Origin of the sequence: Pedobacter indicus (assembly GCF_003449035.1) — a bacterium.
GTDB classification, from domain to species: Bacteria; Bacteroidota; Bacteroidia; order Sphingobacteriales; family Sphingobacteriaceae; genus Albibacterium; species Albibacterium indicum.
The window spans coordinates 1,731,899-1,752,143 of sequence record NZ_QRGB01000001.1 but is presented as its reverse complement, the minus strand read 5'-3'; the positions used below and the strand labels follow the sequence as shown (position 1 = coordinate 1,752,143).

Here is a 20,245-nt window from a genome sequence, read left to right as displayed (position 1 = left end):
CAGCGCACAAAGAAAGAAAAAAATAGTTGAAAAAGTCCAACATTTTTTCAAAAAAAAGCAACCCTACCCCACTATTTTCAACAACTGTCTTTATTTTAGATAATTACAAACAAAAGTATGGGACACAGAATAGCTACCCATGTCCCATACCGTTCTCATATCTCAGAGAAATCGTTAAATCTTCTTCAAGAATGACCGTAACATCCAGTTTTGTTTTTCGTTGAATTGCATAAAAGCGTTCACCATGTCGTTTGATCCTTCGTCGTTCGCTTCACTCGTGATCGCCAACAAATCTCTTTCTAAAGCGATCAAAATACTCAAGTTATCGGTAATAGCCTTTACCATATCCGTATCCTTCATGCCTATTGTTTCAACTTCTTCAATTTCCGATTGTGTCTTAAACACAGAGTATCGACTTTCTGGATCTTTACCCAATGTCAGAATACGTTCAGCCAATTCATCAATTGTAGTTATCGCCGCATTATACAGTTCTTCAAACTTTGCGTGTAGCGTAAAAAAATGAGGACCCTTAATATTCCAGTGGCAGCCTCTCAGGTTTTGATAGTAAATATGATAATTTGCCAATAAGTCATGCAAATTTTCTACAACGGGTCTTAACTTTTTCTCTTCCAAACTAATTGATTTTGCGTTCATGATATTTTTTATTTTTATGTTATATGTTAATTGAATAATTTGTTATCTATTAAAGTGACTTAAAGCTAAATTGTTTTAAATCTCAAACTTTTTCCTTACAAAGAGATTATAGTTTTCGTGCCTCTCAACCTGAACCGCAGTGCCCTTTTCTATGTAACCACCCAAAGCTACAGCGTCAAACCACTTTCCATCAATTTCGACCTTTCCTGAGGGCCGCAAATCTGTTCTGGCAATCCCCTCCTTACCAATTACCTCATTGTCAAATGTCGATGCCACATAGCCTTGAGATGAAGCTTGCTCATCGGCCAAAACCAACCGTTTAAAAGCACGGCTATTCAGAATACTCTTCCCGAATAAAACAGATAAAATAATCGCTCCGATGATAGACAATATAACCAATAAAAATGACCTAAACAAGAAATTAGGAGGCATCATCGAGAAATCAAAAGACTCGTTGGGCACCATACTAAATGCAAAGCTACAAACCAGCAGAACAATCCCTGCTATTCCTGCTACTCCAAAACCGGGTATAACAAATATTTCAAGGAGCAACAATATCACACCGATAATAAATAAAAGAATCTCCCAATTCGCAGCAAAACCTTCAATGTAAAGCGGTGCAAAGTAAAGAATACCTGAAACTAGCGCAACAATAAAAGGCAATCCAATTCCAGGAGATGTCATTTCAAAATAAATCCCTCCCATAATCAGTACAATCAAAAAACCTTGAACCGCCGGGTTTGTTAAAAATCCGATCACCTGATCAACCCAAGTAATCTGATGTACAATCATTGAAGATCCGGTTAAATTCTCGAGCGTCAATATTTCATCTAAAGAGCTCACTTCCCCGTCGCTCAGACCTATATCTGTCGCTTCTTTAGAAGTAAGACTCAGCAGTTTACCGTCTTCTTTAAGGGTCGGCAAGTCAACATCCTCATCCACAAAAGCCTCAGCTACCTTTGGGTCACGACCGGTTGCTTCTGCCGTCGCACGCATTAACGCTCGCATGTATGACTGATATTTCTCTGGCATAACCTCTCCTTGGCCATCAACTACACTTGCGGCACCGATACTAGAACCTTTAGCCATATAAATTTTTTCACTCGCTAAAGAAATCAACGCACCTGCGGATGCTGCATTGTGATTAATATACACGATAGTCTTAATTGGTGAATCAAGAATAGTGCTTCTGATTGAATCAGCAAAATTGACCATACCGCCAAAAGTGTTCATTTCAATCAGCATAACATTCGCATTCTGTTCCATCGCTTTTAAATACGCTTGCTTTGTATTTCTCCACGATGTCGCATTAATATCGTCCCGAATGGAAAATTTATATACGGTTGCGTTTTGCTCCTGCGAAAGTCCAGCTTGTCCGAATACCAGAACGGACATCAAAAAGGTAATAATGAAAATATAAAATCTTCTGTCAATTTTTGCAGCCATAAAGTATGGTTTAAATTATTATTTTTGTAAACGGAATGGTCAACTATTTAACATCTATAAATATACACCAATTCATAAATTTTAGTGCATCTTAGCAAGACAAAATAAGATCAGCAAACGTTCTATATACAACAATTGCAAAACAGATAAGCAGCGCATGAACAAATTTCTTCACAATATATCCGGATTCGTCTTTCTTATAATACTCACATTCCATACCAAAACAACACAGGCGACTATAATTTCACGCATTGATTCAATAGGAATAGAGAACAATAACGGAAAACAGGTTATCATACATAAACTTGAAGCAAAAGAAACTTATTACTCGCTATCTCGAAAATACGGAGTCTCTCATCGAGACATCATGTCTTTCAATAACAATAAATCACTCAAAGTAGGCGATGTCATCAAAATACCTTCCGAACGCTCTTACTCGATAGCAGCTCCACAGCAAGCCTCAAGCACCTCTCAGAACCCGAGCACATCAACGGCACAGCAGACATCGGGAAATCAACCGTCAGGTGGAGGCACACTATACAAAGTAGGTGCAGGCGAAACTCTATACACAATCGCTAAACGGTTTCAGGTCACCGTCGCACAGATCGTCGCCAAGAACAATCTATCTAACGGGCAAGCTATTAAAGCCGGACAGACAATCGTCATTCCTAATGATAATGAAGCCCCAGAACCTGTAGCCGCTCAAGAAACTGAAGCTGAACCCATTATAGTACCCGAAAAATCAACTTCACTTCCAGCTGAAAGATATGGTTTAAAACAAGTCAACGAGCGTGGCGTCGGCGTATGGCTAGAGGGCCTGAATTCTGATAGTGGAAATATGTTAGCACTGCATCGGACTGCCCCTGTAGGCACTGTGGTCAAAATCACCAACCCAATGAATCAAAAGATCACTTTTGCAAAAATTGTAGGCAAATACACAGAAAATGCTACAACACGTGATGCCGTTATAGTTATCTCAAAAGCAACGGCAGATTTGCTGGGGATTCTTGATAAGCGTTTTTTAATCAATATTAGCTACGGAGTTCCTGAATAAAATGTAGGGTATTTTTAATTAAGGTGCATTTCCCGAACCTCGCCCTCCACGATCAGTTTACCGGCAGTTGCATCTTTGATCTCCTCAACACTCACTCCTGGTGCCCGTTCGATTAATTTAAACCCGCCTCTCTCCCTATCGATTTCGAAAACAGCCATTTCAGTTACGATCTTACTTATACATCGCTTTCCAGTCAGTGGCAACGTACATTCAGGCAAGAGCTTACTGTCTCCATGTTTATTCACCTGTTGCATCGCCACAATAATGTTCTTTGCTGACGCGACTAAATCCATTGCACCGCCCATCCCCTTCACTAGTTTTCCAGGAATCTTCCAACTGGCAATGTCACCGAATTCAGACACTTCCATCGCACCAAGGATCGTCAAATCAACCTTTTGACTGCGAATCATCCCAAAACTCATTGCCGAATCAAAGATTGCAGATCCAGGCATTGTTGTAATCGTTTGTTTTCCTGCATTAATTAAATCCGCATCTTCCTCTCCTTCATAAGGAAAGGGGCCAATACCGAGCAGACCATTTTCCGACTGGAGCACTACTTGAACATCATCGGGAATATAATTAGCTACCAACGTAGGTATACCGATACCCAAATTAATGTAAAAACCATCTTCAATTTCCTTTGCTATACGCTTTGCAATACCATTCTTGTCTAACATAACTGCTATATTATCGTAGGGTCCGCTGTTCAATACGTTTTTCAAAATGCTCACCTTTAAATATCCGATGAACGAAGATACCTGGCGTATGAATATGGTCGGGGTCAAGCTCACCAGCAGGCACCAACTCTTCAACTTCAGCAATCGTGGTCTTACCCGCCATTGCCATTACGGGGTTAAAATTTCGGGCCGTTAACCGATAAATCAAATTTCCTGCTGTATCGCCTTTCCACGCCTTAACAATCGCAAAATCTGCGTCAAATGCCTCTTCCAGCAAATATTCTTTATTTTTAAAAACTCGAACTTCTTTTCCTTCGGACACTTCCGTACCTACACCTGCCGGCGTAAAAATCGCTGGCATACCATATCCTGCTGCCATACAACGAGTAGCCAATGTCCCTTGCGGAATCAGTTCAACATCTAGCTCTCCACTTAGCAATTGACGTTCAAATTCGACATTTTCTCCAACATAAGAGGCAATCATTTTCTTCAGCTGTCTTTTCTTGAGCATTAACCCAATTCCGAAATCATCTACCCCTGCATTATTCGAAATACACGTTAAGTCTTTGACATCCTTTCTTACCAGAGCCGCTATCGTATTTTCCGGTATACCACATAACCCGAAACCACCCAACATAAGAGTCATTCCGTCATGAACATCTTTAATGGCCTCATCAGCATTTTTAACTACCTTATTAATCATTTTGGTCTATTTTGGTAAACGGATCGCAACAGACAAAATACATAAAAAATCCCAAATACAGGCACTCGGACAATTTAATTTTTGACAAATCAAAAATTAAAGCATTTCAATTAGAATAATTCTAAATAATAAACTACTTTTGCTATCGCCTATTAATCAGGATGATGATGATCGAAATTGATGGACTACGTGAGAAAGGCTTCGATTGGGGAAAGCCTAAAGGTTTATACCCGTTCGAATGTCAAAACTGTGACTTTAAGAAGTGTTGTAAAAAATACAAGAAAGGAAAACGTTGCAAGAAATGTCCCAAAGGCTAAAATTCGTAATAAACCAATTTTACAAGCGCTCGGCTCTAAACAAAGTACACATAGGTTACTCCATCCCCACCCCTATCCAGATGCTCGTCCTCCAACCGGTCAACCTCTTTATACTTCCTCAAGTAATCACGGATCATCTTTCTAAGGATACCATTACCTTTCCCGTGGATAATTTTTAAAGAGGGGAAACTCATCATAATCGCTTTATCAAGATATTTTTCAATCTCATATAGCGCGGCTTCGGCCCTCATACCCCGCACATCAATTTCAGGATTAAAACTCGCAAGACTGTCAGTAAGCTGGGTTCCATGACTACGTTTAACAGACTTCGACACTTCCTTTTTGCTGACCTTTTCAACCCGATTTTTCTTAACTACAGAACGCAGGTCACCAATCGCCAAAATCAAATTATCTTTCGCAATTTCGATAATCTGTGCCATTGTACCTGTATCCACAATTCGTACCCAATCACCAACAACCAGCTCTTCGTTCACTAAAACAGCCTTCTTCTTTGACACCGCCGTTCGGTTCTTAGTCAACTCAGCATCCAAAACCTTCCGTAACTCCTTCGTTTTCTCTTTATCGGCCTTTGATTCTTTAATCTGTGCGATGGTATTCTCAACGAGTCGGTTCGCATTCTTCAAGACTTCTTGAGCTTCCAACTTCGCCTGCTTCATAAGCTGTTTTTTATTCTCTTCGAGAAATACAGACCTCTCCTCGTTTTCTTTTAAAAGTTGATTAAGCTTAGCTTCCCTCTTCCGCAACTCTACTTTAGCCTCGTGAACTTGCTTCTTTTCTCGCTCAAGATCAACCAACAGGTGATCCACCTTCTTCTGTTGTACACCTATTTTCTGTTTTGCTTCCTGCAACACACCTTGGGGCAATCCTATTTTATAAGCGATCTCAAAAGCATATGAACTACCCGGCTTTCCAATTTCCAAGATATAACGCGGTTGCATCGCTGCATTGTCAAACAACATCGAAGCATTCTCCAGACCTTCCGTTGCATTCGCAAATAATTTCAAGTTGGAATAATGCGTTGTAACCACACCTCGAACTTTCTTTTTGTTTAAATTTTGCAGCACTGCCTCGGCTATCGGCCCACCAAATTGAGGATCTGTTCCGGCTCCAAACTCATCAATTAGTATTAGGGATTTCGCAGTGCTATGTTCCAAAAAGTAACGCATTTTCGACAAATGTGCGCTATAAGTACTCAGATCACTTTCTATTGACTGATCATCACCGATATCAGCAAAAAAGTTTTTAAAAACACCTACTTTAGAGCTTGAATCAGCCGGGATCAGCAAGCCCGCTTGCACCATCATTTGGAGCAGTCCGATAGTTTTCATACACACCGATTTACCCCCAGCATTCGGACCAGACACGACAATGACCCGTTGGACATCATCGATCGTTACATTAAGCGGGACAACCGTCTTTCCTTCACTCCTCAAATTCAGAAAAAGCAATGGGTGGCGCGCGTTGATCAAATGAAGAGAGGCCTCCTTTTGCAATTCCGGCATGGTAGCCTCAATATCTATAGCAAACAACGCTTTTGCCCGGACAAAGTCCAATTTGCTCAATAAACTATGATATGATATTAATGTCGGAACAAAGGGCCGTAACTCTGCAGTGACCGCAATTAGTATTCTGATTTTCTCTCTTCGTTTATCAAACTCCAAGTCTCGAAGTTGATTGTTGAGTTGAAAGACTTCTTCTGGTTCCAGATAAACCGTCTGTCCGGTTGCAGACTCGTCATGAATATAGCCCTTAATCTTTCTTTTATTTTCTGCCAAAATAGGAATACACAAGCGTCCATCCCGAACTGTTAGTCCACCATCAGCCGTCCATCCAGCTTCCTGCGCTTTCTTTAAAAGAGCGTCCATTCGCTTTCGAGACTCCCTCTCCGCAAAAGCAATCTCTCTAAATATCTCCTGAAGCCTTGTAGAGGCGGTCGGCTTCATTGAACCACTTTGGTCAATGATCGCCTCAATCCGTTTGACGATCGATCGTTCAATCGGCAGATGTTCAAAAAGCATTTCTAATGCTTCGTATACCCCTTTCCTCTCATCAAAATAGTTAATTACGCTAAAAACCGTTTTCAATGAAAGGCACATCTGGAAAAGCTCCTCCTCCGATAAAAAAGCTCCCTCAATGCGTGCCTTTTCAGCAATCTTTCTGATAGGATATAGATGATCAATCGGTAACGGAGCATCGTTTTCTAAAATATCTTTAAACTCATGAGCCTGTCTTAAAAACTTATCAATCTGCCCGTACTGATTCATCGGCTGAATCTTATCAACCATCTCCCGCCCCATAATGCTCAGGCACTTCCCTTTAATAAGCTCTTTGATTTCTATAAAGCCCAGCTTTTCAGCTGCATTATCCGGATAGATCATTTCTCCCATTTCTTATTCTACTGTTGATGCAGGTCTCAGTCCGGAGTTCCCAATTGTATCGGTCACCACCGTATCCGGCGCTATTTCATTCTGTTCCACTTCACTCGTGCTTTCCGGAAAGAAAGGCAATTTCAAAGCATTTTCCCATGACCATGGTTTAGGTTTTAGATCAACTGAGTCGGCACTCTCCCAATAAAGCATATGTTTTCTTTGCTCCATTCTAATAGAGTCTGCCACGATCCTATTCAAGCTATCTGCTTTTGCAGCTCTATTTATCGAGTCGGCTTGAAATACAGACCGATAACGCTCTTCCTCAGCAGTTCGCAACCCGTCCTCTACTTTCTTCAGTCTTCCTTGTATTTCGTTATAAATATCCTGAAGGATCTGCGGCCGGCTGGCATAATACTCTAAACTTTGCCTAACCGTAGCCGAATCCGTCTGGTAGTGCTGATAAATCCCTTCATTGAAGTCCGCAGTTCGTTGTCGCATCGAATCCACTGCACTCGTATACAGATAACCCTCCGAAAGGTGTATATCGTAAAGAATATTTGTCATAACATTCTTCTTTAACACGCCCGCCGGTGGCTTCTCTTTACAGCCAATCAGTAAAATCAACAGAAGTAAAATTCCTAAACACCGTTGCATTTGTTAAATTTGCAACAAAAATACAAATAAATATTTGCCATTGGCAGAAATTAGCATCCGTATGACTACAGCAGAAAAAATCGAAAAAATCAATAGCGAGCTAGAAAACTATTCATCTTTGTTGATTGCAGTCTCTAAGACAAAAAGCGTAGAGGAAATCATGGAAGCCTACGCTGCTGGTCAACGTCATTTTGGAGAAAACCAGGTACAGGAGCTGGATGAAAAGAGAGCCCAATTGCCAGAAGACATTATTTGGCACCAGATCGGTCACCTCCAGCGGAACAAGGTAAAATACATTGCACCCTATGTTGGTTTAATCCATTCAGTTGACAGTCTTAAACTTCTACTGGAAATAAATAAGCAAGCACTTAAAGCAGGCAGGATTATTGATTGTCTTTTACAGATACAAATATCCGGAGAAACAACAAAATTCGGACTGGAATACGCTGATGCCATCGATTTATTACGCTCAGAAGAATATAGAAGCATGGAGAACATCCGAATTGTTGGCTTAATGGGCATTGCATCCAATACGCCCAATGAAAAAATGATCAAAGAAGAATTTCACGACCTGAAGGTTCTTTTCTCCGGCATAAAAGAAAGCTTCTTCAAGGAGAACGCTGACTTTAAGGAATTATCTCTGGGTATGTCTTCCGACTATAAAATTGCTTTGGAAGAAGGAAGCACCATGGTTCGAATCGGGAGTTTAGTTTTTGGAGAACGTGATTACGACAAAAAATAACATGGAAGTTCAATTAAGAAAAGCTCAGAAAGAAGATTGTCCACGTTTACTTGAGTTGGTTAAGGAACTAGCCGAATATGAGAAAGCCCCTAAAGAGGTGACAGTCAGCATAGGCGAGTTTGAGTCGGCTGGCTTTGGAGAAAATCCCGTTTGGGAAGCATATGTAGCTGAGATCGGCGGTCAAGTCGTGGGAATGGCTCTTTACTATATCCGTTATTCTACATGGAAAGGCCGTAGGCTCTATCTGGAGGACATCATCGTCACTGAAAAGCACAGAGGTCAAGGCTTAGGTAAACTTTTGTTCGATAAAGTACTTAATATTAGTAAAGAAAAAGGCTATTCGGGGATGGTATGGCAAGTTCTTGACTGGAATGAGCCTGCAATAAACTTTTATAAGAAATACAATACCACTATTGAAGATGGCTGGCTAAATGCCTCAATATCCCACAATTAAAAAACATATTATCATGACTAAATTCATCTCACCATTATTATTTTTAGCAGCAATTACCTTGTTCGCATGTAACCAATCGCAACAAAACACCGATTCCACCTCCGCTAAAACGGCTGATTCGGCTGCGACTGATACGATTGCCTATACCATAGAAGACTATCGCTTAGAAAGCGAGGTAGAAACAGAAGTTACTGACACCATGGGTAAAACCTATTACCAGGTTCGTTACCCTAAATTTGATGAAGCAAACTTAGGAGAACTCAACAGGTACCTTGAGTCTCGCTTATCTTTTATCTACCCGGATACCAGCTCCGAGACTATTGATGAAGCCGCAAAAACTTTTATTAAAAGCTTCGACGACTTCCAGAAAGAAGAAGTTAAAAGTCCATTTCCATGGTACACCAATACAGAGATTCTTGTTCCTGTGAACACACCGCTTTATCTCGGACTAGAAGTAAGAACAGATAACTTCACCGGTGGCGCACATGGGTCGTATGGGGTTCTATTTACCAATTACGACCTACAGGACAAAAGAGAGATCAATTTAAATGAGATTATTGCAGACGGTAAAATGGACTCGCTGACCCAAATAGCAGAGACTGTCTTTTTGGAAAACGAAAAGAAAGCTCGGGGCGAAGAGGCACCAATTAGTTCATTCTTTTTTGAAGACAATAAATTTACATTGAACGATAACTTCCTTCTTAAGAAGGACAGTCTGCTTTTTCTCTACAACATCTATGAAATCAAACCTTATTCAGATGGCATTACAGAATTAGCTATACCATACACACAGATAGAAAACCTTCTAACACCAAAAGCAAAGGAATACATAAGTCAACATTCGCAACTGTAAATAAACTAAATGCACATATTTAAATTTGGCGGCGCGTCCGTTAAAAATGCAGAAAACATTAAGAACGTTCTGCAAATAATAGAGCTACATAAACAAGAACAGCTCTTGATTATTGTCTCAGCAATCGGACAAACAACGAACAAATTAGAAGAATTATTAAATTCATTTTTCTACCGACAGGGAACACATCTACAACTATTCGATGAAATCAAACAGTTCCACTTTCAAGTTCTCGACGAACTTTTTGAAGACAAAAACCATCCAATTTTTGATGATGTTCTGAATACTTTTGTTGAAATCGACTGGATTATTGAGGAAGACCCACAAGACCCTTATGATTATCTATATGATCAAATTGTATCTATAGGCGAGATGGTTTCCACAAAGATCCTTAGTGCTTACTTCGAAACATGTGGGCTGCCAACAAAGTGGATTGATGTCCGAAACTATATTCATACAGACAATACATACAGAGATGCTCGGGTCGACTGGGAAAAAACAGAAATTGCCATTCAGAGAGACATCCCTGCAATGATACAGAGCTCCATACCCATCACTCAAGGCTTTATCGGCGGAACATCAGAAAATTTCACGACTACCCTTGGACGAGAGGGCTCAGATTATACTGCAGCGATCTTCGCCGCTTGTCTCAATGCACGGGCGCTTACCATTTGGAAAGACGTTCCCGGCATTCTGAATGCCGATCCGAAGTGGTTTAGCTCAACTGAGCTGATTCCTGAACTATCTTATATCGATGCAATCGAATTGAGTTATTACGGAGCAAATGTTATTCATCCTAAAACCATTAAGCCATTAGAAAACAAGGAAATACCACTATACGTACGATCTTTTATCAACGTTAGCGGAAGTGGAACTCGCATTCATAAGACTACAGAGAGCCTATCCGTGCCATCGTTTATATTCAAAGTAAACCAGGCCTTGATATCGATCTTACCAAACGACTTTTCGTTTATTGTAGAAGATAACCTTAGCCATATCTTCAATGCGTTCCACAAACACAAAGTCAAGATTAATATGATGCACAATAGTGCGGTCAGCTTCTCGGTCAGTGTAGATAATCACGAAGATCAGGTTACAGCACTTATAGAAGAGCTTCGCAAAGATTTTAGTGTGTCATATTTGCCTAATTTGGAGTTGGTAACGATTCGTTACTATAACCAAGAGACAATCGACCGCGTCCTCGTGAACAAGGAAGTTATTCTGGAAGTCAAAGACTTGTATACCTGCCAAATGCTGATTCGGGATAAAGCATCATGAGTTTAAATGAAAAAATATTAACTACTGAAGTTCAGAAATTTATCATAGAAAATGAATGGACAGATCCAAAGCTGATTGCATTAAAAAAAACTCCTTTTTTACAGGTAAATAGCGCAGAGCTTGCGCAACAGATTGAATCCCGCCGAAAAGCGAAAAAAAAACTTCCGACCTGGTACATGACGAATGGGATTTATTACCCCAAAGCCCTGTCTATTGAGCAGTCATCTTCAGAACAAACGGCAGATTTCAAAAGGCAGCTGATCAGTTCTAACGAGTCGTTGATTGACTTGACAGGCGGTTTCGGTGTGGACGCCCATTATTTCTCACTGACAGCTAAGAAAGTTGTACACTGCGAAATCGACCCAACGCTATCAAAAATTTCGAAACACAACGCAAAGGTTCTGAACCGCAAAAATATTGAGTTTAGACAGGGCAACGGCATCGATATCCTGAAAAAAAGCAACGAACATTTTGATACAATTTATATCGATCCAGCGCGCCGCCTCAATACAAAAAAGGTATTTCTTCTTCAAGATTGCCAGCCAGATATTTTGGAGCACCGGCAAACTTTATTAGAGCGGAGCAAACAGGTGATCGTTAAAACCTCTCCTCTACTCGATATCAGTCAAACGCTCGTTCAACTTCAAAACATCAAAGAAGTCTATATTCTCAGTATTAAAAACGAATGCAAAGAATTATTAATTGTTCTTGGTCAGGAACCCGTTAGCCGTACCAAAATCACGGCCCAACTGTTGAACGAAGATGAGAGAAGCTTTTCATTTTTCGCTGATGAAGAACTGGAAGCAAAAGCCCTGTTCAGCGAACCTGAAAGTTATATCTACGACCCCGATGCATCCCTCTTAAAAGCAGGCTGCTTTAAGCTAATATCGACATATTATCAGCTTAACAAGCTCCATATCAACACCCACCTATACACATCCTCAAATAAAATCGAAAATTTTGCCGGCCGAACTTTTAAAATAAAGGCCGTAATGGATTATCGGGATTTCAAAAAAGGAAAAGACCACCCTGCAGCGAGCATCATCAGCAAAAACTTCCCCATCAATTCCACTACCCTCAGAAAAAAACATAAGATCAAAGAAAGCGCTGAGCATTTCTTATTCTTTTGTAAAACTCACGATGAAAACCTACGGGTCATTTCCGCCGAACGTCTATCATCGTAAGAGTAGAATTATTCCAAACCGCTTACTCCGCCCGAAACCACTAACTTCATCGCATCCGTCGCACTAATATTCATTCGCTTCACCCGCTCAACTTTAGCAATAGCCACCTGTCCGGCAAAGGAATAAGCATAAGGAAAATAAACCATCACCTCGCCTTCTAATCCCAATTTAGATAGATCATGTTGTGTCAGAAAACCAATTCGCTTCAGTCCACTATCATTTACTTCGACTATCACCGGTTCATTAAACTTCTTTGCGTCGCCTACAAAAGCCTCGGTAAAATCTTTCAAGGAAGTATACAGGGTATTGAAAAGTGGAATTCGGTTCAACAACCTGCCGAACCAATTATAGATTGGTGCAGTTACCAAATTTGTTATAAGGAAGCCGACCAGGATCAGAATAACCAATACACTGATAATTCCAAGGCCAGGCACATATAAAGGTTGCCCCAATTCATCCGTAAAAAGCCAAGTACTTAAATTCAAAGCAGAATCCAATCGAGAGAACAACCAATAAATTAAAAAAACCGCTCCTACCAAAGGCAAAACCACAATGGTACCTCGAATCAGATAGTTAAATATTCGGCGAAAACTCCTTTTTATCATGATAATCTTTTACTCAAACTTAAATAAATCTTCGGAAATTTTGTGCCCCTACTCATAGAAATATACTCGCTTTACACGTTGCGATATTCCTGTCATAAGCTCATAAGGTATGGTACCAATCGCATCTGCAAGACTCATTAAATTAAGCACTTCACCAAACACCTCTACTGAATCCCCTTCCTTCACATCTTGTCCGGTTACATCCAACATGCACATATCCATACAGATATCACCTATCGTAGGCACCAACTTCCCATCAACTAACATCCTTCCGACCCCATTCCCAAAGCGTCGGTTATAACCATCTGCATAACCTATTTTAACAGTGGCAATTGTTCCACCATGCAGCAATTTACCTTTTCGATTATAGCCAACCGTATCTTCGGGATGGATTTGTTTAATTTGAGAAATACGAGTTTTTAATCTCGCAACCGGCTCAAGCTGATAATCGTCAGCGGAAGCAATACCATACAGACCGATTCCCAAACGAACCATATCAAAACTAGCCGTCGGCCAGCGATCAATAGCCGCCGTATTCGAAAGGTGACGAATAAACGAATAAGGAAGCGCTTCCTGCAACACACTGCTGATCCTATCAAACGTACTGATCTGCAAACGTGTAAAATCATCATGTTCGGCACTCCCTGACGCCGCGAGGTGAGAAAAAACCGAGGCAACCCGAATAGCGTCTCGTTCTCTTAGAAATTGCAATAGCTTATCTAAGTCATTTTCCTCAAAACCTAGGCGGTGCATCCCCGTCTCCAATTTAATATGAATGGGGTAATTCGCTATATCCCTGCTCTCCAGAAAATCCACAAAGGCAGTCAACTGCGTCAGAGAAAAGATTTCAGGCTCTAATTCATGACTTACCACTGCCTCAAAAGAAGTCGTATCTACATTCATTACCATAATGGGAAGCGTGATCCCCGACTTCCGTAACGTGACCCCTTCATCAGGATAAGCTACGGCGAGATAGTCGACCTGGTTAAACTGCAATAAATTTGCAATCTCAAAGCTTCCGCTACCATAGGAAAAAGCCTTCACCATCACCATTAACTTTGTGTTTGGTTGCAACCTAGACTTATAATACTTTAGATTTCTCTCCAAAGCTTTCAAATTGATCTCCAAAGCGGTATCATGCGTCTTCTGCGTAAGAATCCGGCTAATTCTCTCAAAAGAAAAAACCCGCGCGCCCTTTAGTAAAATGACTTCGTCTTGAAAACCAATGTTTGCGGCAGCTGCCAGAAACCCCTCCGTCGAAGAATAAAACAGCGAGTCACTATCAAATAAATGTCGAAAAGAAGAAATCTCCTCGCCCACGCCAATGAACCGATCAATTTTATTAATCTTTATCAACTGAGCAACCGTACGGTAGACACTTTCCTTATTACCTTTGATCTCGGGAATATCTGAGAGAATAACAGTTTTCTTTCCAGCTTGATTTTGCTGCTGCAAAAAATTCAATGCGATTATCAATGAAGCGACATCGCAGCTATATGAATCATCAATAATCGAACAGTTATTGATCCCATTTTTCAGTTCCAGTCGCATCTCAACTGGAAATAAAGCAATCATCCGCTGTTTAATCAATTCCGGCGCATAACCCAAACCAAGAAGCACCGTCCAACAAGAGATTGCATTCTCAATTGAAGCATCATCACTGAGGGTGATCTGAATATCAACCGTCTCTCCTTTATATATCGCTGTAATTTGCGTATAAGTGCCTTTGTTGATTTCTTTGATCTGCAAATCACACCCCTCTTCATCACCCCATGAAATCACCTCAGTATTCTCAGGGAGGGTTGTTCCCACGCTGATATATTTCGGCGATAAGATTAACTTTTCTGCACCTTTAAACAAAAAAAGCTTTTCAGACAGCTTCTCCACATTACTTTTAAAACCCTCACTATGTGCAGTTCCTATGTTCGTCAACACACCTATCGTCGGACGAATGATATTCTGCAAACGCTCCATTTCACCCACGCGGCTGATACCTGCTTCAATAATTGCCAAGGTATTTTCAGCAGAGAGTTGCCATAAAGACAAAGCCACCCCTAATTGTGAATTATAACTCTTAGGACTTCGGGCAATATTGAATTCGGGATACAAAAGCTGGAACAACCATTCTTTCACAATCGTCTTCCCATTACTTCCTGTAATAGCAATTACAGGAATGTCAAACTGTGTGCGATGATATTTTGCTAATTGCTGTAGGGCAGCCAAAGTACTTTCGACAAATAGAAAGTTTGCATCCGGATAAGCACGCTCATCAACCTTCCCTTCTATCACAACAAAGTTTCTCACCCCAGCCCGGTAGGCTTGCTCGATAAAAGCATGACCATCCAGATCGGCTTTCAATGCAAAAAAAAGCGACCGCCCGCCATCATTGATTTTTCTGGTATCGTAGATCAGATGGAGAATTTCATCATCAGGTCGGACGATTCGATATCGGTCGGCAATAATATCCGCAATGCGGTCAATGGTATAGAGCTGGGTATGCATTCTACAACGAATTTCATCATTTTTTGGGTTAAGATGAAAAAATTGTCAACTAATGTTTGTTTTCATTTTGAAAACTTTTATTATCTTTGTATAGAAATGAATATAATCGTACGACGGTCTATATTGTACTATGCCGAAAAATACCCAAGCGCTAAAAGCTCATTATTGATATGGTATACCGAATTTTTAAAACAAGACTTCGGAAGTTTCAATGACTTAAAGAATGTATATGGGAATGCGAGTATTGTAGCAAACGGTAGAGTAATATTTAATATTAAAGGAAACGATTATCGGTTAATAGTATCTGTGAATTTTCAACAACGTGCCGCTTATATAATCTGGTTCGGCACACATAAAGAATACGACAAAATGGACGCAGAAACAGTGACCTTCGACACGAAAATATTAACTTATAAAGGATAAAAAGATGGACTGGAAAGTATTAAATACAGAAGAACAATATCAAACAGCTGTGAAGAGAACAATGGCCATCTTCCACGTGGAAGATGGCACAGTCGAGGCAGATGAGTTAGCATTGCTATTGGTGTTAATCAAAGATTATGAAGATAAACACATTCAAATACCGACTATTGACCCTATTGAGGTTATAAAATTAAAAATGGAGGAGCGTGGAATCAAAGCTAAGGAGTTGGAGCCAATTATAGGCAGCAAAGGTCATGTTTCTTCTGTTTTGTCTGGCCGCAGGGAATTAACCTTAAATACCGCTCGAAAACTACGCAAGTACTTTAACTTGCCTGCTGAACTCTTCATGCAACTATAGTATAGTTTAAGAAAAGAAAAATCAACATGATTGATTCGGATCAGAAAAAAAATAACCGACTTACCCCCATGCAGGCGAAAAAGCGAGCAGAAGGTTTTTGCGCCTATCAAGAGCGAGCACAGCAAGAGGTACGAGACAAACTCTATAACTGGGGTCTACATCAATCTGATGTAGAGAACATTATATCCGAATTAATTACGGAAAACTTTCTCAACGAAGAACGTTTTGCCTATGCCTATGTTTCCGGCAAATTTAAAATGAAACAATGGGGAAGGATCAAAATCAAAAACGGTCTGCAACAGAAAAGAATATCGCCGCGCCTAATAAAAGAGTCCTTAGCGAGCATTGATCCCAGTGAATATATGAGCACGCTCGAGCAGGTTATCGAAAAAAAATCAAGACTACTCAAAGAGCCTCACCCTTACAAACGAAAAATGAAACTAGCCCAATATGCGGTTAGCAGAGGCTTTGAACAAAGTTTGATTTTTGAGATATTGAGTGACAAGTAACCATCGATATTCTCATTTTTAGCAACTATTAGTACCCTTGCAAGAAATAGTAAAAAGGATCATTCTACTCTCATTAAGAGAAGTTTAGGACCGTCTAAAGGTGAATTATCTAAAATCATATGATTGTTCTCGATGCTACACCCGATATTCCCGTTCCCAATCTTCAGCGAGTGGTATTGCGCCTCCTCATGCTCAATTTTGTCAAACTCAAAAGCATACTCTCCTACATCGTAACCGATGAGGTTTTCGTGATTACTTGTGATCACCAATTTGCCATCCTCCCGAAACGTATAAAATACTTCTCGGCATGAGTAATCTTCTTTCCTTGGTTTGAAAAAAGTAGTTTCGGCAATTACCAATTTCCACTTGCCGATTACATTATCATCAGAGCCTTCTTTCACCACAACCGTACACTTTAAAGCTTCGCCATCTGTCTCTTCCTTCTGGCAAGAAACTAATAAAAAAGACAGAACAAGAACAAGCACAAAGCTGTTTGTCTGGAGGTTTCCCAGAATAGTAGTTTTTTTCACGTTTGTTTTAATCTATTGACCGAGCACAAAACAGCTTGGACTCGTACTTTTATCCAATACGAGCTTCGTCACAATTACGCTACAATAAGATTAGATATTCTTTACAACGTCTTTAATCGGTGTTTTTCCTTGGTTGAAAGTGATTATTTTCCCGGTCGTATTATCATGATCCAGTACCTCCTGCTAAACACCTCAAGGACAATTTCAATATTACGATTATTAATAAAATCGATATCGCGGATATTAACTATTCCTATTACAATGAATTTGCAGACTCAGTATTATTTAGCAAATCCGGCAAACGGTTTACTGATTTTTACAAAAAGATCAAATAGATAAATAGATAGAGTTGATTTTTGTAATGCCGAGCTAAACCTGCTTTTTAATAGCTCCCTTTTTCAATTACAGAAACGTAAAGCCGATTTTCTTGTTCAAGCCCTTTTCGAAAATTCGAATCAGTGTCGAAAGCTGAATATTGCCCTTAGCGTTTTCGAGCTTAGAAATATAGCTTTTTTTTGTCCCGGAAAGTTCGGCTAACTGTTCTTGTGTAAGATTAGCTTCCCGTCTGGCTTCCTTTAGCATCTCACTAATGATAAACATCTGGGCGTTTTCTTCGTACTCATTTCGCGATGTAGTGCCCACCTTGCCATGTTCTAGTTCCAACAGTTCTTCAAAATTCTTTACTTGGTCGTAGCTTTTCATATCTTGTTTTTAAAATACTCTTCTTTTAATTTAACAGCCCTGTCAATTTCTTGTTGCGGCGTTTTCTGCGTTTTCTTTTGGAACCCATTAAAGAGAACCACGATGCGGTTGTTGTCAAAGCAACAGAAAATTCGATAAATATTAGACTTTACCTGCACCCTCACCTCATAAAGACCATCATACCCAATCATATGCTTCAGAAATTTATCCGGAACCCGTTCCACCTGCCTTATTAGATCTAGAGTATATTTAATCTTTGACTTTACCTTCTCATCCTGCTTTTGATAAAAGTCGGTGAAGTGATTTTGATAAAATATTATTTCCCTGATCATCCACACAAAGTTATCTTAAAAGATAACATTTTCCAAATATTTTGAAGATTACACGTTAGGGATTCGTTTTTGAAATCGCTGATAAGGCAGTTCCAAAATGCTATATATAGAAAGCAAAATAAACCTAAAATGCTTTTTATAGTTAACAATATTCAATTACAGAAACGTAAAGCCTATTTTCCTGTTCAAGTCCTTTTCGAAAATTCGGATCAGTGTCCTTTTAATTTCGCAGCTTTATTTTTACTATACCATTCTCCAGGACAATACCTGTACATTGCTTCGAACTAAAGATTGATCTCCACCATAAATCAGGTGCGGCTGAACAGCGTGTGGCTTCACTATTTCGGTGAAATGTTGAAGATTTTTGAATAGCGCGCCGCTTAACGTCTGAGTAGATTTGACCTCATATACATCAAACGCATTTGCAGTTTTTAGCAATAGGTCAATTTCTAAGCCATTGTGATCTTGCCAAAAATAATAATTAAGATGCTCGTATCGATTCTCATTAAACTTTTGAAAATTGGCAATGACGAAATTCTCAAAGATATTACCCTTTAGTCTATTTACGGCCAATTCTTTAGGTTCACGAATTTGCAATAAATGGGTCAATAAACCAACATCATAAAAATATAGTTTAGGCGTTTTTACCAAGCGTTTATTGAAGTTATCATGATAAGGATAAAGCAAGAAAACAAGATAACTGCTTTCTAAAACAGACAACCAGGCCTTTGCAGTAGGTTGAGAAATATTACAATCATTAGCCAGCGCAGTCAAGTTCAAAAGTTGACCTGCTCTTGCTGCACACAATCCGAGGAACGTCCGGAAGCTATTCATATCACGGATATTAATCAATTCTGTCACATCCTTTTCTATGTATGTGCGAATGTAGTTGGCGTAAAAATCCGTTGGATCTAAACTTCTATGATAAATAGCGGGGTACCCTCCCTGAATGCAGGCATCTAAATAGTTTGTGGGCAATTTTTTAGCTTGCTCTAGCTCGTGGGTATCCAGGGGTAAAAGTCGGAAGAGAGCAACACGCCCGGCCAATGACTGAGTAATGTGCTTAAGTAAATGAAAATTTTGCGATCCAGAAAGGATGTATTGCCCCATTTGGCCAGATTCATCAACCACAGTTTGCAAATAGGAAAACAATTCTGGTACTCGTTGAACTTCATCCAATATGGCATTATTAGCATATTGTTGAAGAAAGCCATTTGGATCTTCCTGTGCAAAAGACCGATGATCGGGATTTTCAAGAGACACATAACCATAATCGGGAAACAGCGTTTTTAACAAGGTGGTTTTGCCGGATTGTCGTGGACCCGTTACCGCTAGGATCGGATATTGTTTAATCCGTTTTCTTATCTCCTTAGCCATTGTTCTCTCTATCCATTCAGACATAGCACAATCTATTTTGTTTTCCATCAAATATAGTTAAACTTTGGAATATCAGCGATTAAATTTTGGAATATCTGATCATAAACTTTGAATTATCTGCTCATTAAGCTTGTTTGTTGGTATTCAATATTTCATTTTATGAAATATTTTTATAATTTTTAAAATAAAATCCTCTATCTTTGTTTCATGGTGATCATATCAACGAAGGTCATAAAAGAGTATGCAGAGACACATCCAGAGTATTATAATGCTCTGGAAAGATGTCACAACATTACCGCTGCCTCCGATTGGAAGAACTTTGCAGAAATGAAAAAAACCATTAACAGTGTAGACGGTGTGGGGGATAGTCTATTTATCTTTAATATTAAAGGGAATGATTGTAGACTGGTAGCCCGTATCTTCTTCAATGTAAGAACCGTTTTTATCCGGTTTATCGGCACACATAGCGAATATGACAAGTTGAACTTAAAAGATCTGTAA

At 39.7% G+C, this 20,245-nt stretch carries 22 protein-coding genes; 10 read left to right on the top strand and 12 right to left on the bottom strand.

Going from position 1 to position 20,245, the window contains the following annotated elements:
• Positions 1 to 174: 174 nt before the first annotated feature.
• Together D3P12_RS07865 and D3P12_RS07860 are read right to left on the bottom strand one after the other, a co-directional pair.
• Positions 175 to 654, bottom strand: coding sequence for a Dps family protein (locus D3P12_RS07865; RefSeq protein ID WP_118194459.1), 480 nt, complete (start codon positions 652 to 654; stop codon positions 175 to 177).
• 75 nt (positions 655 to 729) lie between these two features.
• Positions 730 to 2,100, bottom strand: a complete 1,371-nt coding sequence (locus D3P12_RS07860; protein WP_245977415.1) for an NfeD family protein — start codon at positions 2,098 to 2,100, stop codon at positions 730 to 732.
• 157 nt (positions 2,101 to 2,257) lie between these two features.
• Between D3P12_RS07860 and D3P12_RS07855 the strand changes: the two genes are divergently transcribed.
• Positions 2,258 to 3,154 carry a DPBB and LysM peptidoglycan-binding domain-containing protein gene (locus D3P12_RS07855; protein ID WP_118194458.1) on the top strand — a complete coding sequence of 299 codons (897 nt, stop codon included), beginning with the start codon at positions 2,258 to 2,260 and terminating at the stop codon, positions 3,152 to 3,154.
• Positions 3,155 to 3,168: 14 nt separating this feature from the next.
• Here the strand turns inward: D3P12_RS07855 and D3P12_RS07850 are convergent, their stop codons facing one another.
• From D3P12_RS07850 to D3P12_RS07835, 4 genes are all read right to left on the bottom strand, one after another.
• Positions 3,169 to 3,831, bottom strand: a complete 663-nt coding sequence (locus D3P12_RS07850) for a 3-oxoacid CoA-transferase subunit B (protein ID WP_118194457.1) — start codon at positions 3,829 to 3,831, stop codon at positions 3,169 to 3,171.
• 10 nt (positions 3,832 to 3,841) lie between these two features.
• The gene (locus D3P12_RS07845) at positions 3,842 to 4,534 is read right to left on the bottom strand and encodes a CoA transferase subunit A (RefSeq protein WP_118194456.1); all 693 of its coding nucleotides are present in this window, start codon (positions 4,532 to 4,534) and stop codon (positions 3,842 to 3,844) included.
• Between the two features lie 352 nt (positions 4,535 to 4,886).
• Positions 4,887 to 7,250, bottom strand: a complete 2,364-nt coding sequence (locus D3P12_RS07840; RefSeq protein WP_118197027.1) for an endonuclease MutS2 — start codon at positions 7,248 to 7,250, stop codon at positions 4,887 to 4,889.
• 12 nt (positions 7,251 to 7,262) lie between these two features.
• Complete coding sequence (locus D3P12_RS07835; RefSeq protein ID WP_118194455.1) at positions 7,263 to 7,895, bottom strand: DUF4296 domain-containing protein; 633 nt, start codon at positions 7,893 to 7,895, stop codon at positions 7,263 to 7,265.
• A gap of 61 nt (positions 7,896 to 7,956) precedes the next feature.
• Here D3P12_RS07835 and D3P12_RS07830 point away from each other — a divergent pair, with 61 nt between their 5' ends.
• The 5 genes from D3P12_RS07830 to D3P12_RS07810 are packed head-to-tail and all read left to right on the top strand — an operon-like array spanning position 7,957 to position 12,406.
• The gene (locus tag D3P12_RS07830; RefSeq protein WP_118194454.1) at positions 7,957 to 8,637 is read left to right on the top strand and encodes a YggS family pyridoxal phosphate-dependent enzyme; all 681 of its coding nucleotides are present in this window, start codon (positions 7,957 to 7,959) and stop codon (positions 8,635 to 8,637) included.
• 1 nt (position 8,638) lies between these two features.
• Positions 8,639 to 9,091: a GNAT family N-acetyltransferase gene (locus D3P12_RS07825; RefSeq protein ID WP_118194453.1), complete on the top strand. Its 453-nt coding sequence runs from the start codon at positions 8,639 to 8,641 to the stop codon at positions 9,089 to 9,091.
• Positions 9,092 to 9,104: 13 nt separating this feature from the next.
• Positions 9,105 to 9,944, top strand: a complete 840-nt coding sequence (locus D3P12_RS07820; RefSeq protein WP_165438725.1) for a DUF3298 and DUF4163 domain-containing protein — start codon at positions 9,105 to 9,107, stop codon at positions 9,942 to 9,944.
• Positions 9,945 to 9,953: 9 nt separating this feature from the next.
• A complete protein-coding gene (locus tag D3P12_RS07815) occupies positions 9,954 to 11,222 on the top strand; it encodes an aspartate kinase (RefSeq protein WP_118194451.1) in 1,269 nt (422 codons plus the stop codon).
• Positions 11,219 to 12,406, top strand: a complete 1,188-nt coding sequence (locus D3P12_RS07810) for a THUMP-like domain-containing protein (protein WP_118194450.1) — start codon at positions 11,219 to 11,221, stop codon at positions 12,404 to 12,406. The genes D3P12_RS07815 and D3P12_RS07810 overlap by 4 nt, the downstream gene beginning before the upstream one ends.
• An 8-nt stretch (positions 12,407 to 12,414) precedes the next feature.
• On the opposite strand, the gene D3P12_RS07805 is transcribed toward D3P12_RS07810, so the two are convergent.
• Entirely contained in the window at positions 12,415 to 13,011 is a 597-nt protein-coding gene (locus tag D3P12_RS07805; protein ID WP_118194449.1) for a DUF502 domain-containing protein, read from the bottom strand.
• A 48-nt stretch (positions 13,012 to 13,059) separates the two neighbouring features.
• Positions 13,060 to 15,513, bottom strand: a complete 2,454-nt coding sequence (locus tag D3P12_RS07800; protein ID WP_118194448.1) for a bifunctional UDP-N-acetylmuramoyl-tripeptide:D-alanyl-D-alanine ligase/alanine racemase — start codon at positions 15,511 to 15,513, stop codon at positions 13,060 to 13,062.
• Positions 15,514 to 15,609: 96 nt separating this feature from the next.
• Here D3P12_RS07800 and D3P12_RS07795 point away from each other — a divergent pair, with 96 nt between their 5' ends.
• Genes D3P12_RS07795 through D3P12_RS07785 form a run of 3 tightly spaced genes read left to right on the top strand, consistent with a single transcriptional unit; the run spans position 15,610 to position 16,803 of the window.
• Positions 15,610 to 15,936, top strand: a complete 327-nt coding sequence (locus D3P12_RS07795; protein ID WP_118194447.1) for a type II toxin-antitoxin system HigB family toxin — start codon at positions 15,610 to 15,612, stop codon at positions 15,934 to 15,936.
• Between the two features lie 4 nt (positions 15,937 to 15,940).
• Positions 15,941 to 16,294: a helix-turn-helix domain-containing protein gene (locus tag D3P12_RS07790; protein WP_118194446.1), complete on the top strand. Its 354-nt coding sequence runs from the start codon at positions 15,941 to 15,943 to the stop codon at positions 16,292 to 16,294.
• A 26-nt stretch (positions 16,295 to 16,320) separates the two neighbouring features.
• On the top strand, positions 16,321 to 16,803 hold the full coding sequence (locus D3P12_RS07785) for a regulatory protein RecX (protein ID WP_118194445.1): 483 nt from the start codon (positions 16,321 to 16,323) through the stop codon (positions 16,801 to 16,803).
• Positions 16,804 to 16,862: 59 nt separating this feature from the next.
• On the opposite strand, the gene D3P12_RS07780 is transcribed toward D3P12_RS07785, so the two are convergent.
• The 4 genes from D3P12_RS07780 to D3P12_RS07765 form a co-directional block, all read right to left on the bottom strand.
• Entirely contained in the window at positions 16,863 to 17,333 is a 471-nt protein-coding gene (locus tag D3P12_RS07780) for a hypothetical protein (protein ID WP_118194444.1), read from the bottom strand.
• Between the two features lie 402 nt (positions 17,334 to 17,735).
• On the bottom strand, positions 17,736 to 18,035 hold the full coding sequence (locus tag D3P12_RS07775) for a helix-turn-helix domain-containing protein (protein WP_118194443.1): 300 nt from the start codon (positions 18,033 to 18,035) through the stop codon (positions 17,736 to 17,738).
• Positions 18,032 to 18,367 (bottom strand): type II toxin-antitoxin system RelE/ParE family toxin, encoded by a 336-nt coding sequence (locus tag D3P12_RS07770; RefSeq protein ID WP_118194442.1) that lies wholly within the window; start codon positions 18,365 to 18,367, stop codon positions 18,032 to 18,034. Before D3P12_RS07770 ends, D3P12_RS07775 begins: the two co-directional genes overlap by 4 nt.
• Positions 18,368 to 18,610: 243 nt before the next feature.
• A complete protein-coding gene (locus D3P12_RS07765) occupies positions 18,611 to 19,792 on the bottom strand; it encodes an ATP-binding protein (RefSeq protein ID WP_245977414.1) in 1,182 nt (393 codons plus the stop codon).
• Positions 19,793 to 19,951: 159 nt separating this feature from the next.
• Here D3P12_RS07765 and D3P12_RS07760 point away from each other — a divergent pair, with 159 nt between their 5' ends.
• Complete coding sequence (locus D3P12_RS07760; protein ID WP_118194441.1) at positions 19,952 to 20,245, top strand: type II toxin-antitoxin system HigB family toxin; 294 nt, start codon at positions 19,952 to 19,954, stop codon at positions 20,243 to 20,245.

What these genes read in the sequence shown, in the direction of transcription:
- D3P12_RS07860 (WP_245977415.1), bottom strand. Translation starts at nt 2,100, where the DNA reads ATGGCTGCAAAAATTGACAGAAGATTTTATATTTTCATTATTACCTTT.
- D3P12_RS07845 (WP_118194456.1), bottom strand. Translation starts at nt 4,534, where the DNA reads ATGATTAATAAGGTAGTTAAAAATGCTGATGAGGCCATTAAAGATGTT.
- D3P12_RS07820 (WP_165438725.1), top strand. Translation starts at nt 9,105, where the DNA reads ATGACTAAATTCATCTCACCATTATTATTTTTAGCAGCAATTACCTTG.
- D3P12_RS07825 (WP_118194453.1), top strand. Translation starts at nt 8,639, where the DNA reads ATGGAAGTTCAATTAAGAAAAGCTCAGAAAGAAGATTGTCCACGTTTA.
- D3P12_RS07815 (WP_118194451.1), top strand. Translation starts at nt 9,954, where the DNA reads ATGCACATATTTAAATTTGGCGGCGCGTCCGTTAAAAATGCAGAAAAC.
- D3P12_RS07865 (WP_118194459.1), bottom strand. Translation starts at nt 654, where the DNA reads ATGAACGCAAAATCAATTAGTTTGGAAGAGAAAAAGTTAAGACCCGTT.
- D3P12_RS07835 (WP_118194455.1), bottom strand. Translation starts at nt 7,895, where the DNA reads ATGCAACGGTGTTTAGGAATTTTACTTCTGTTGATTTTACTGATTGGC.
- D3P12_RS07855 (WP_118194458.1), top strand. Translation starts at nt 2,258, where the DNA reads ATGAACAAATTTCTTCACAATATATCCGGATTCGTCTTTCTTATAATA.
- D3P12_RS07850 (WP_118194457.1), bottom strand. Translation starts at nt 3,831, where the DNA reads ATGTTAGACAAGAATGGTATTGCAAAGCGTATAGCAAAGGAAATTGAA.
- D3P12_RS07840 (WP_118197027.1), bottom strand. Translation starts at nt 7,250, where the DNA reads ATGATCTATCCGGATAATGCAGCTGAAAAGCTGGGCTTTATAGAAATC.
- D3P12_RS07785 (WP_118194445.1), top strand. Translation starts at nt 16,321, where the DNA reads ATGATTGATTCGGATCAGAAAAAAAATAACCGACTTACCCCCATGCAG.
- D3P12_RS07810 (WP_118194450.1), top strand. Translation starts at nt 11,219, where the DNA reads ATGAGTTTAAATGAAAAAATATTAACTACTGAAGTTCAGAAATTTATC.
- D3P12_RS07795 (WP_118194447.1), top strand. Translation starts at nt 15,610, where the DNA reads ATGAATATAATCGTACGACGGTCTATATTGTACTATGCCGAAAAATAC.
- D3P12_RS07770 (WP_118194442.1), bottom strand. Translation starts at nt 18,367, where the DNA reads ATGATCAGGGAAATAATATTTTATCAAAATCACTTCACCGACTTTTAT.
- D3P12_RS07790 (WP_118194446.1), top strand. Translation starts at nt 15,941, where the DNA reads ATGGACTGGAAAGTATTAAATACAGAAGAACAATATCAAACAGCTGTG.
- D3P12_RS07830 (WP_118194454.1), top strand. Translation starts at nt 7,957, where the DNA reads ATGACTACAGCAGAAAAAATCGAAAAAATCAATAGCGAGCTAGAAAAC.
- D3P12_RS07760 (WP_118194441.1), top strand. Translation starts at nt 19,952, where the DNA reads ATGGTGATCATATCAACGAAGGTCATAAAAGAGTATGCAGAGACACAT.
- D3P12_RS07805 (WP_118194449.1), bottom strand. Translation starts at nt 13,011, where the DNA reads ATGATAAAAAGGAGTTTTCGCCGAATATTTAACTATCTGATTCGAGGT.
- D3P12_RS07775 (WP_118194443.1), bottom strand. Translation starts at nt 18,035, where the DNA reads ATGAAAAGCTACGACCAAGTAAAGAATTTTGAAGAACTGTTGGAACTA.
- D3P12_RS07800 (WP_118194448.1), bottom strand. Translation starts at nt 15,513, where the DNA reads ATGCATACCCAGCTCTATACCATTGACCGCATTGCGGATATTATTGCC.
- D3P12_RS07765 (WP_245977414.1), bottom strand. Translation starts at nt 19,792, where the DNA reads ATGGAAAACAAAATAGATTGTGCTATGTCTGAATGGATAGAGAGAACA.